This is a genomic window from Streptomyces sp. NPDC002476 (assembly GCF_042889785.1).
GTDB lineage: Bacteria > Actinomycetota > Actinomycetes > Streptomycetales > Streptomycetaceae > Streptomyces.
This window is the reverse complement of the sequence record NZ_JBIARH010000051.1, coordinates 13,689-26,748: the sequence shown is the minus strand read 5'-3', so window position 1 is coordinate 26,748 and position 13,060 is coordinate 13,689. Positions and strand designations below refer to the sequence as shown.

General features: G+C 73.3%; 1 protein-coding gene. It reads right to left on the bottom strand.

Features of this window, described 5'->3' with window-relative positions; all coding sequences use genetic code 11:
- Positions 1-189: 189 nt before the first annotated feature.
- Positions 190-13,005 (bottom strand): amino acid adenylation domain-containing protein, encoded by a 12,816-nt coding sequence (locus ACFYXM_RS33195; RefSeq protein ID WP_389295072.1) that lies wholly within the window; start codon positions 13,003-13,005, stop codon positions 190-192.
- Positions 13,006-13,060 lie beyond the last annotated feature (55 nt).

The window sequence follows — 13,060 nt, the reverse complement described above, 5'->3', positions numbered from 1 at the left end:
ATCAAGCATCAACGAATGTCGTTCGGAATCCCGGCCGCGGGGCAGGGAAAGGCGCGTGTGCGCGACCGACCGGATTCGCTTCTCGCTCGCCCAGTCGGTCGCGCACACGTGTCGTACGTGTCGTGTGTCGTCCGTCGTCGCGCCTTGCCTGCGCGCGACGACGCCCTTGTCGTGCGGTGCCGCGCCGGACTACTCCGGATCGCCGTCCATGAGGTCGAGGTCCATTCCCTCCGCGGCCATCGCTTCCTCGATCTCCGCGATGATCAACTCCTCGACCTGCCGGGCGAGCAGCGCAATGGTCGGATGGTCGAACATGACACGGGCCGAGGGGTTGATGTCGAACACGGTTCGGACCCTAGCAACGACGCGAAGACTCAGAACCGAGTTTCCGCCCAGGCCGAAGAAGTCGTCCTCGACACCGACTCGTTCGAGCCCCAGCACCTCCGACCAGATCTCGGCGAGCGCCTCCTCCGTGGGGGTGCGCGGCGCGACGTGGTCGGCCCGGCTGCCGTATTCGGGGGCCGGCAACGCCCTGCGGTCGAGCTTGCCGTTGACCGTGAGCGGGAGCCGTTCGAGCGGGACGAAGGCCGCGGGCACCATGTAGTCGGGCAGAGCGGCCCCCAGGGTCTCCCGCAGCGGCCGGTCGTCGAACGACGCGACCACCGCGGCCGGGTCGCCGTCGGCCCGCGGAACGACGTAGGCCACGAGCCGACGGTCGCCGGGCCGGTCCTCGCGGACGACGACTGCGCCCTGGGCGACCAGCGGATGCCGGACGACCTGGGCCTCGATCTCGCCGAGTTCGATGCGGAAGCCGCGGATCTTCACCTGGTCGTCGCTGCGGCCCAGGTACTCCAGCATTCCGGCCGCGTTCCAACGGGCCGTGTCGCCGGTCCGGTACATGCGCTGCCCGGGCGCCTCGCCGTACGGGTCGGCGACGAACCGCACCGCGCTGAGCCCGCGCCGCTCCAGGTAGCCGCGGGCGAGGCCGCCGCCCGCGATGTACAGCTCGCCGCGCACCCCGGTGGGCACGGGCCGCAGCGCGTCGTCCAGGACGTAGGCGCGCAGGTGGGGCATGGCCCGGCCGATGACGCTCCCGGAGCCCCCGCGGGCGAAGGCCGCCTCGGCGGGACGGCTGGTGACGTGCACGGTCGTCTCGGTGATGCCGTACATGTTGACCAGCCGGGGCCCGTCGACACCGGAGCGCTCCACCCAGGAGCCGATCCGGGTCCAGTCGAGCGCCTCGCCGCCGAAGACGACGGTGTCCAGCGCCAGCCGTTCCCGCAGTCCGCCGCCGATCCGGTCGATCTCCTCGACGAGGCGGTAGAAGGCGGAGGGCGTCTGGTTGAGGACCGTCACCCGTTCGCGGTCCAGCAGCCGGGCGAAGTCCGCGGGCGAGCGGGCGACGTCCTTGTCGACCACCACGAGCCGGCCGCCGTGCGCGAGCGCGCCCCACAGCTCCCAGACGGTGAAGTCGAAGGCGTAGGAGTGGAACATCGTCCAGACGTCTTCGGCGCCGAAGGAGAAGTCCTCGCGGGCGGCGGCCAGAAGGCGGGCCACGTTGCCGTGGGTGACGACCACGCCCTTGGGGCGGCCGGTGGAGCCGGAGGTGTAGATGACGTAGGCGGCGGACTCCGGGGACAGCGGCCCCCCGGTGCGGGCCCGGCCGGCGGCGGGGACGCCGGCACCGGGGGCATCGCCGTCGAGCACCAGCAGCGGCCGGTCCGCCGCAGCGTCGGGCGGCAGGACGTCCCGTACGTCCGGATGCGTGATGACGAGCTGTGCCGCGCTGTCCTCCATGATGTATCCGATCCGGTCGGCCGGGGCCGCCGGGTCCACCGGCACGTACGCACCACCCGCCTTCAGCACCGCGAGTACGGCCACGATCAGGTCGATCGAGCGCGGCAGCACCAGTCCTACACGGGCCTCGGGGCCCACGCCCTGGGCGGCGAGCCGCCCGGCCAGCCGCTCCGCCCGGTCGTTCAGCTCCCCGTAGTCGATCGTGGTGTCCCCGAAGGTGACCGCCGGCGCCTGCGGCACCGCCCGTGCCCGCTCCTCGAACAGCGTGAGCGGGGACAGGGCGGGGACGCCCGGGTCACCGGTCTCGTTCCAGGTGTCGAGCAGCAGGCGCCGCTCGGCGGAGTCCATGGGGTCGTGGGCGCGCAGCGGCAGCCCGGGCGCGGCCGTCAGCGCCTCCGCCAGGGCAAGCCAGTGCCGGGCGAGCCGGTCCACGGTCGCCGCGTCGAACAGGTCGCTGTGCACCATGACGGCCTCCAGACCGCCGTCGCGGCCCGGCTGGAACTCCAGGTGCAGATCGAACTGGGCCGTGTCACGGGGCGGCACGAACTCCGTCACGCGCACGCCCGGCAACTCGAACTCCGGCCGCGGGGTGTTCTGCAGGACCAGCATGGCCTGGACGAGCGGGGTGCGGGAGGTGTCGCGTTCAGGGGCCAGTTCCTCGATGAGCCGGCTGAACGGCACGTCCTGGTGCGCGAACGCGTCCAGCACGGTTCCGCGCACCCGTGTCAGCAGGTCGTCGAAGCTCCGCGTCTCGTCGATCGTGGTCCGTAGGACGAGTGTGTTGACGAAGAAGCCGACGAGGTTCTCCAGTTCGGCCCGTTCCCGTCCGGACACGACGGTCCCGAGCGCGATGTCCCGGCGTCCGGCGAACCGGGACAGGAGCAGCTGGGTGACGGCGGTCAGGGACATGAACAGGCTCGCACCTCGGGTGCGCCCGGTCTCCGTGAGCCGGTCGGTGAGCGCGGCCGGCACGTCGAAGGCGTGCAGGGCGCCACCCGTTCCCCGCACGGCGGGCCGCGGCCGGTCGGTGGGCAGCTCCAGCGGTTCGAGGTCCGCCAGCTTCTCCTTCCAGTAGGCGAGTTCGTCACCGAGCGCGCCTTCGACGTCCAGGCGTTCGCGCTGCCAGACGGCGAAGTCCGGGTACTGGACCGGGGACTGCGGGAGGCCGGCGTCCTCGCCGCGTACGGCGGCGGTGTACAGCGCGCTCAGCTCGCGGGTGATCACGCCCATGGACCAGCCGTCGGTCACGATGTGGTGCATCGCGAGGACGAGGACGTGCTCCCGCTCGGAGGGCCGTGCGAGGAGGACCCGGAGCAGGGGGCCCGCGACCAGGTCGAACGGGACCGAGACGGCCTCGTGGAACGCCTCGTCCAGTCCGGTCTCGCGTACCGGGACTTCCAGGTCGCCCGGTGCGTGGACGGTCTGGACGCCCCGGCCGTCGACCGAGTCGAAGGTCGTACGCAGGGCCTCGTGCCGGGCGACGAGCCCGGCCACGGCCGCCCGCAGCGCCATGACGTCCAGATCGCCCGTGAGCCGGAGCGCGGTGACGACGTTGTATTCGACGCCGTCCCGGTCGTAGTCGCTCAGGAACCAGAGGCGTTCCTGGGCGAAGGACAGCGGGAGCGGCCCGTTCCGGGGCGCGGGGAGGATCCCCGGCTGCTCCGGCTCGTCACCGGCGACCTGTCCGGCCAGGGCCGCGACGGTCGGGTGGTCGAACAGCGCGCGTGGTGACATGCCCGTGCCCAGGGCGCCGCGCAGACGCGAGACGACCTTCAGGCTGGAGATCGAGTCACCGCCCAGCGCGAAGAAGTCGTCGTGGACGCCGAGGCGTTCGACACCGAGGACCTCCGCCCAGATACCCGCGAGGATCCTCTCGGTATCGGTGCGCGGGGCGACGTACGCCTCCCCCGCCTCCGGCGCGGGCAGCGCCCTGCGGTCCACCTTCCCGTTGACGGTGAGCGGCAGTTCGTCCAGGACGACGAACGCCGACGGCACCATGTACTCCGGCAGCACATCGGCCAGGTGTTCCCGGATCTCGTTCATGTCCAGGACCTGACTCGCGGTCGGGACCAGATAGGCGACCAGACGCTTCACGCCGGGCCGGTCCTCCCGGACCTGCACCGACACCACACCGATCGAGGCATGCCGGGCAAGGACCGCCTCGATCTCGGCGACCTCGATACGGAAACCACGAATCTTCACCTGGCCGTCACCACGGCCCAGGAACTCCAGCCGGCCATCCGCCCGCCACCGCACCACATCCCCCGTGCGATACAGCCTGTCGCCCTCACCGAACGGGTCCGCCACGAACCGCTCCGACGTCAGATCGGACCTGCCGTCATAACCACGCGCCAGACCCGAACCGCCCAGATACAACTCGCCCGGCACACCCACACCCACCGGCCGCAGCGCGGCATCCAGCACATACGCCCGGGTGTTGTCCATGACCGATCCCAGGGGGACGGCGGACCCGCTCGTGTCCTCGGCCCCAAGCCGGCCACAGAGCGCGAACGTGGTCGACTCCGTCGGGCCGTAGACATGGATCAGCTCCGTGTCCGGGCAGTACTCCAGCATCCGCGCCATCGCCACACCCGACGCCGCCTCACCACCCGTCCACACCTCACGCAGACCCGCGAAACACCCCGGATCCTCCCCCGCCAACACATCGAACAACGCCTTCGTCAAGAACACCGACGACACCCCGGACCGGGCCGCCTCACGCACCACCGGCGCACTCAACTCCGCCTCCGCCACGACCACGGTCCCGCCGTTCAGCAACGGCACCCACACCTCATACGTCGCCGCATCGAACGAATGCGGCGAATGGAACAACACCACCCCATGCCCACCCGAACCCCAACGACCGTCCGCCGCCAACGCAACGATGTCCCCATGCGTGACCGCCACACCCTTCGGCACACCCGTCGACCCCGACGTGAACATCACATACGCCAAAGAGGCGTCACCCGTCGACGCCGGCAGAACACTCTCGTTGCGCGGCGCCTCGTCCACCCGCACCACGGGCACGGCCGCCGCGGCGGCGCGCGACGCCATCGCAGTGTCGGTCACGACGACCCGGGCGCCGCACTGCCCCAGCACGCGGCGCAGTCGCTCCTCCGGGTACGAGGCGTGCAACGGCACGTACACGCCGCCGGACTTGAGCACGGCCAGCATCGCGACGACGACGTCCACCGACCGTTCCAGCAGCAGGCCGACCCTGGTCTCGGCCCTCACGCCCCGCTCGACCAGCACACGCGCGAGCCGGTCCGAGGACGTGTCCAACTCCGCGTAGGTCAGGGCGACGTCACCGCATCGCACCGCCACCGCACCCGGGCCGGACGCGGCCCGTTCCGCGAAGGCGGCGACGACCGAACGGCCGTGGGAGGCGCTGCCCCCGCCGTCGCTCCACTCGTCGAGGACGCGCCGCAGCTCGTCGTCGGAGTGGACCGACAGGTCTCCGAGCAGGGTGTCGGGGTGCGAGCCGGTGAGGGCGTCGAGGAGGTGTTCCAGGTGGGCGGCGAGACGCTCCGCGGTGCTCGCGTCGAAGCGGCCGGGGTCGTATCCGAGGTCGAAGCTGAGGTCTCCGGCGGCGTAGGCGGTCAGTACGAGCGGGTAGTTGGTGGTCTCGGTCACCTGGATGTCGCGCAGGGCCAGGCCGAACCGTTGCACACGGTCGGTGTCGATGGGGTAGTTCTCGAACACCAGCAGGCTCTCGAAGAGCCGGGCTCCCGGGGGCAGTTCGGTCGGGATGTCGCTGAGTGCGATGTGCTCGTGACGGCGGGCCTCGGCGTGCGCGGCCTGGAGGGCGGTGAGCCACGCGGTGACCGACCGGCCGTGGTCGATGCCGACGCGTACCGGCTGGGTGTTGATGAACAGGCCGAGGATCTCCTCCGCCCCGGGCAGGTCGGCCGGCCGGCCGGACACGGTCGTCCCGAAGACGATGTCACGGGTGCCCGCGTACTGGGAGAGCAGCAGGGCCCAGGCGCCCTGGACGACGGCGTTGACCGTCAGGTGGTGGCGCCGGGCGAACGCGGTGACCTGGGCGGAGAGCGCTTCGGACGCGGTGCGGGCGACGTGCGCGGTGGAGCGGCCGTGCCCGGTTGTGTCCTGCGGGGCGCGGTCGTGGGGCAGTGCGGTCGGCTCCGTGAAGCCGGCGAGCGCGGTGCGCCAGTGGTCGAGGCCCGCCGCGCGCTGCCCGGCCCGCTCGTGGAGGTGGGCGAGGTGGCGGCGGAAGGGGGGCCTGGGGGCGGCGGTGCCGGTCGCGTAGCGGCTGATGACGTCGTCGAGCAGTGCGGCGGTGCTCCAGCCGTCGAGGAGCAGGTGGTGGAAGGTCCACACGACCCGTGTCCGGTGGGGAGCGCAGCGGATGAGGACGAGCCGCATGAGCGGTGCCGTTGCGAGGTCGATGCCCTGCGCGCGGTCCGCGGCGAGCAGATCGCGCAGCGCGACCTCGCGGCGTCGCTCGGCCTCTGCCGGTTCCTCGCCGGGTGTGTCGGTCCAGTCGAGGACGGTGACCGGCAGCGTGACGTTGTCGTGGACGACCTGGACGGGGTGGCGCAGTCCGTCCCAGACGGGGACGGCGCGCAGGGCGTCGGACCGGTCGACGGTGTGCTGCCAGGCGTCGACGAGGGCGGCGGTGTCGATGGTCCGGCCCTCGGTGTCCTCCAGGAGGAAGCAGAACTGTTCGACGTAGGTCGGTGAGCCGGGTTCGGCGAGGGCGTGGAAGACCATGCCCGCCTGGAGGGAGGTGAGGGGAAGGATGTCGGCGACGCCGGTGCGGCCGTTGCCGGCGATGCGGTCGGTCTCGGTCTGGTCGAGACCGGCGAGGGGGTGGTCGGACGGGGTTCGCCCGCCGTTCGCGGGGTCGGCGCAGTGGCTCAGGTAGCCGCGCAGGTCGTCGGCCAGTGCGTGGGCGAGGCGTTCGACGGTGGTGCGGTGGTGGCGGGCGCCGGAGTACGTCCAGGTGAGGGTGAGGCGGCCGTCGCGGATTTCGCCGATGACGTCGAGTTCGTGGGGCCGGGCCTCGTCGGGGGCGAATTCGCCGCCAGGGTTCAGGGTGGTCGACCGGATCCAGTCGTGGTCGGCGGTGGAGGCGTCCATGCGGCCGAGGTAGTTGAAGCTGATGCGGGGTGCGGGGTGGTCGGTGAAGGGGGTGTCGGGGGCGAGGTGGCGCAGCGCGCCGTAGCCGATGCCCCGATCGGGGACCGCGCGCAGTTGTTCCTTGACGGCCTTGACCGCGGCCCCGAAGTCGTCGCCGTCCCCCGCCTCGGGCAGGGAGGGCGCGAAGGGGTGGATGGTGGTGAACCAGCCGACCGTACGCGTCAGATCGATGTCGTCGAACAGGTCCTCCCGCCCGTGACCCTCGTAGTCCACCGCCGTCCGCTCCCGCCCCGTCCACGTGCGCAGCACACGTGCCAGACAGGTCAGCAGGACGTCGTCGACCCTGGTCCGGTAGACGGGCGGGACGGTGTGCAGCAGGGCGTCGGTCTCGTCGGTGTCGAGCGCGACGGTCACGGTCCGCTGGTGGGCGACGGTGTCGGCGCCGTCGGGCAGGTCCGCGGGCAGTGGGCCGGTGTGGGCGCCGTCGAGGACGCGGTCCCAGTAGGGGCGCTGGTCGTCGAAGCCGCCGTCGCGGGTGTGTGCGGCGAGGCGGTCGGCCCATTGGCGTACGGAGGTGGTCTTGGGGCCGAGGCCGGCGGGGTGTCCGTCGCTGATCCGGGTGTGCGCGGTGGCGAGGTCGTCGAGGAGGATGCGCCAGGAGACGCCGTCCATGACGAGGTGGTGGACGACGACGAGGATCCGGGTGACCTCGCGGTCGGGTCCTTCGCCTTGTACGGCGGCGAGGATCCGTACCAGGGGTCCGTGGTCGAGGTCGATTCCGCGCTGGGCGCGGTGGGTGAGGTCGGCCCACGCGGTGTCGCCGGCCGGCCCCTCGGGAAGCGGGTGGACGGTGTGGACGGCGTCGATGTCGACGGTCGGCTCGATGCGGCCGTGGCGGACGCCGTCCGTGCCGAGGGGGAAGACGGACCGCAGGGCGTCGTGCTGGTCGAGGACCGCGGCGACGGCGGCGCGCAGGGCGTCCGGACGGGTGCCGCGCGCGGGGGTCAGCTCCATCGCCATGTTGAAGTGGTGCGGGGCCACGGGATGCGTGGTGAAGAACCAGTCGCGGATGGGGGTGGTGGGGAACTCGCCCCGCAGCGTGCCCTGTTCGGCGCGCACGGTCGGCGTGCTGCGGCTGTCCGCGGCGTCGGCGTGGGCGGCGAGGGCGGCGACGGTCTGGTGGGCGAAGATGTCGCGGGAGGTCAGGTCGAGTCCGGCCTGGCGGGCGCGGGTGACGACCTGGATGCTGAGGATGGAGTCGCCGCCGAGGGCGAAGAAGTTGTCCTCCACGCCGATGTCCGCCAGGTCGAGGACATCGGTCCAGATCTCGCAGAGCGTCCGTTCGGTGTCGGTGCGCGGGGTGACGTGCCCGGCCGTGCCGTCGGTGTCCGGTGCGGGCAGGGCCTTGCGGTCGGTCTTGCCGCTGGAGTTGAGCGGCATCCGGTCGAGCGCGACGAAGGCCGACGGCACCATGTACGCGGGGAGTTCGGCGGCGGCGTGCCCGCGCAGGATGTCGGCGTCCGGACGGGCGCCGGGGCGGGCCGGGGTCACGTAGGCGACGATCCGCGGGTGGCCTGGGCGGTCCTCGCGTACCACGGCGGCGGACTGCGCGACGGACGGGTGGCGGGCGAGAACGGCCTCGATCTCGCCGAGTTCGATGCGCAGACCGCGGAGCTTGACTTGGTCGTCGGCCCGTCCCTGGTAGGCGAGTTGGCCGTCGGTGTGCCAGCTGGCGAGGTCGCCGGTGCGGTAGAGCCGGCCGCCCGTTCCGGCCGGGTCGGCGACGAAGCGCTCCGCGGTGAGACCGGCCCGGTCGTGGTAGCCGCGGGCGAGACCCGGGCCGGACACGTACAGCTCTCCCACGACCCCGACGGGTACGGGGCGGAGCCAGGGGTCGAGGACGGCGACGCGCGCGTCGGCGACGGGTTCGCCGATCGGCGGGGCACCCGCGCCGGGGTTCAGTTCGCGGCTCATCGAGGCGGCGATGGTCACCTCGGTCGGGCCGTACGCGTTCACCATGGTCCGGCCGGGGGCCCAGCGGGCCACGAGGTCCGGGCCGCAGGCCTCGCCGCCGGTGGAGACGACCTTCAGGTCCGGGAGGCCGCCGGGCGGCATGGTGCCGAGGACGGTCGGCGGGATCAGGGTGTGGCTGATGCGCCGCTCGGCGAAGAAGCGGTGGAGTGCCTCGCCGACGAGGGGGCCGTGGCCGTCGGGGACGACCAGGGTGCCGCCGCCTCCGAAAGCCATGAGGAGTTCCATGACGGAGGCGTCGAACCCGGCCGAGGCGAGCTGGACGACGCGGGCGGTCGGGTCGGTGCGCAGGCGTGCGGAGGCCGCGGCGGCGAAACCGGCGATGCCGCGGTGGGTGACGACGACGCCCTTCGGGCGGCCGGTGGAGCCCGAGGTGTAGATCACGTACGCGGCGGCGTCCAGGGGGATGCTCACGTCGGGCGTGGTGGCCGACCGGGCGGCGGTCTCGCGCCGGACCCCGGGGTCGTCCAGGTCGAGGACGGGCAGGCCGAGGACGGCCGGGGTCGGTGGCTGCGCGTCGGCCGGGTGGCCGGCGCGGATCACGAGCCGGGCGCCGCAGTCCCGCAGGACGTGGTCGAGGCGCTGTGCGGGCCACTCCGGGTCGACGGGGACGTAGACGCCGCCCGCCCTGACGACGGCGAGGAGGCTGACCAGCCAGTCTACCGAGCGGGGCTGGAGGACGGCGACGCGGGTCTCGCGGCCCACGCCCCGGGTGCGCAGCAGGTGGGCGAGCCGGGCGGAGGCGGCGTCCAGCTCGGCGTACGTGAGGGTGGTGTCGCCGTGCTCGACGGCGGGCGCGTCGGGGGCCGCGGCGGTACGGGCGGCGAACAGGGCGGGCAGGGTCAGCGACGTGGTTCCGGCGCCGACGGCGGAGCGTCCCCACTCCTCGACGATGCGGTTGCGTTCGTCGTGTGTGAGGTGGCCGATGGCGGCCGTGGGGCGCTCGGGGTGGGCGGTGAGCTCCTGGGCGAGATCCACCCATTGACGCCCCAGGCGCCGCATCGTGACGCCGTCGAACAGGTCGGTGCTGTACTCGAGTTCGACATCGAGTCCGCCGTCGTGCGCCGAGAATTCGAGGGTGAGGTCGAAGCGGGCGGAGGCGCGCGGCACGGGGACGCGAGCGGCGGGCAGTCCGGCGAAGTCGTCGAGGCCGTCGGCGTCGCCGAAGGCGTTCTGCAGGACGAGCGCGGCCTGCACGAGCGGGGTGCGGCTGGGGTCCCGCTCGGGCGCGAGCGCCTCGACGAGCCGGTCGAACGGCACATCCTGGTGGGCGAAGGCGTCCAGGACCATGCCGCGGGTGCGGTCGAGCAGGTGGCGGAAGGAGCCGGTCTCGTCGATGTCGGCGCGCAGCACGAGGGTGTTGACGAAGAACCCCACGAGGTCCGCGGTGTCCTGGTGGTCGCGGCCGGAGGTGACGGTGCCGAGGGCGATGTCGCTGCGTCCGCCGTGGCGGGCGAACAGCAGCTGGGTCACGGCCGTCAGCGCCATGAAGAGGCTGGCCCGCTGCTGACGGGCGAGGGCGGTCAGGCGCTCGGTGAGGTCGGCAGGCACGTGGAAGGTGTGCAGCGCTCCGGCCGCGGTACGCACGGCGGGGCGCGGCCGGTCGGTGGGGAGGTCGAGCGCGGGCAGGTCGGCGAGGCGGGTGCGCCAGTGGGCGAGCTGGGCGTCCAGGGCGTCGCCCTCGGTGCGGGCGCGCTGCCAGGCGGCGTAGTCGGCGTACTGGACGGGGAGTTCGGGCAGGACGGTGGTGGCCGTGCCGTCGCGGCGGGCCGCGTACAGGGCGCCCAGGTCGCGCACGAGGACGCCGACGGACCAGCCGTCGGTGACGATGTGGTGCTGGGTGAGCAGGACGACGTGCTCGCCGGGCCGGAGCGCGACGGCGAGCACGCGCAGCAGCGGGCCGGTGCGCAGGTCGAACGGGACGGACTGTTCGGCGAGGAGGACCCGGTCGAGGGACCCGTCGGCGTCGGTTTCCGTGGTGAGGTCCACGGTCCTCACGGGGACGGCGAGTTCGGGCCGCACGACCTGGACGGGCCGGCCGTCGTGGTTCTCGAAGACGGTGCGGAGGGTCTCGTGCCGTGCGACGAGGTCGCCGACGGCGGCGCGCAGCGCGTCGAGGTCCAGTCCCCCGCTGATCCGCAGGGCGGCGGCGGTGTTGTACTCGACACTGTCGGGTGCGAACTCGTGCAGGAACCACAGGCGTTGCTGGGCGGGCGCGAGGGCCAGCGGCCCGGTCCGGTCGGTCAGCGCGGGGATACGGTCCGGTTCGCCGTGTGCCCCGTCCGGGTCGCTCTCGACGAGCGCGGCGAGCGCGGCCGGTGTCGGGTGGTCGAAGAGCGCGCGCCAGGTGAGCACCGCGCCCAGCTCGGCGCGGATGCGGGTGACGACCTGGAGGGCGAGCACGGAGTCGCCGCCGAGGTCGAGGAATTCGTCGTCGGCCCCGACCCGCGTCACGCCGAGGACATCGGCCCAGATCGCGCACACGGCGGTCTCGGCAGGTGTCCGGGGGGCGGTGTAGGGGCGGTCGGCGTCCTCCTCGGGCGCGGGCAGGGAGCGCCGGTCGAGCTTGCCGTTGGCGGTGAGCGGCAGCGCGTCGAGGACGACGTACGCGGACGGGGTCATCGCTTCGGGCAGTTCGGCGGCGGCGTGCGCGCGGACGTCCGCCATGGACGGGCGGTCGCCGTCGTGGCCGACGAGGTAGGCGACGAGGCGCTTGAGGCCCGGCCGGTCCTCGCGGGCGACGACGACGGCGCTGCGCACGGCCGGGTGGTCGGCGAGGACGGCCTCGATCTCACCGGGTTCGATGCGCAGGCCGTGGATCTTCACCTGGTCGTCGGCGCGTCCGCCGTACTCCAGGTCGCCGTCGGGCCGTCGGCGCACGATGTCGCCGGTGCGGTAGAGCCGGTCGCCGGGCCGCTCGGCGTACGGGTCGGCGACGAACCGCCCTGCGGTGAGGCCGGTGCGCCGGTGGTAGCCGCGGGCGAGCGGGCCGCCGAGGTACAGCTCGCCCCACTCGCCGTCGGCGACGGGGCGCAGCCGGGCGTCGAGGACGTGGGCGCGGGCGCCGTCGATGGGCAGGCCGATGGGGTGCGGGCCGGTACGGTCGCCGGGCAGTGGGGCGGAGAGCGTGGTGCAGACGGTGGCCTCGGTGGGGCCGTAGGCGTTGATGACGCGGCGTCCGCCGGTGGCCCAGCGCGCGACGGTGTCGTCGGGGCAGGCCTCGCCGCCGACGACGACGGTGCGCAGCGCCGGCAGGTCGGCGGCGGGCAGGGTGCCCAGGACGACGGGCGGCAGCATGACGTGGGTGACGCGGCGGTCGGCGAGGAGCCTGAGCAGTTCGTCACCGAGCGGCCGGCCGGGGGCGAGGACGAGGGTGGCCCCGGCGGTGAGGGTCATCACCATGTCGGCCATGGCGACGTCGAAGCTGGGCGAGACGAACTGGAGGACCTTGTCGCCGGACCGCAGGTCGAGCGCGGCGGTGTGCGCGGCGGCGAGGCCGGGGAGTCCGGCGTGCGGGACGACGACGCCTTTGGGGCGGCCGGTGGAACCGGAGGTGTAGATCATGTACGCGGCGCCGGAGGCGGCGCCGGGACCGGCCGTGAGGGCGGCGGCCGGACCGGTGCGCAGCTCGGCCCCGACGTGGTCGAGGTCGATCACGCGGGAACCGGCCTCGGTCGCCGCGACGACGGCCTCGGCCCCGAGACCGCCGCCGGTGACGAGCAGCCTCGGGGCGGCGTCCTCGATCATGTACGCGATGCGGTCGGCGGGGTAGCCGGGGTCGACCGGCACGTACACGCCGCCGGCCCGCAGCACGGCGAGCAGCGAGACGACCAGTTCCGGGGAGCGGTCCAGGCAGACGGCGACCCGGTCCTCGGCCCGCGCCCCGGACCGGCGCAGCAGGTGCGCCAGCCGGCCCGCCCGCTCGTTCAGCTCCCGGTAGGTCAGGGCGGTGTCGCCGTGCTCGACCGCGATGCCGTCCGGGGTGCGGGTCGCCCAGTGGGCGACCGCCTCCAGGACGGTGGCGCCCGCCGCCGGTACCGTGTCGGACTTCCAGTTCGGCGTGGACGCCGTGTTCATGAAACCCCCTCGGGTCGTGCTGGTGAATGCGCGTGCGTGCGGGTCGGTGGCGGGC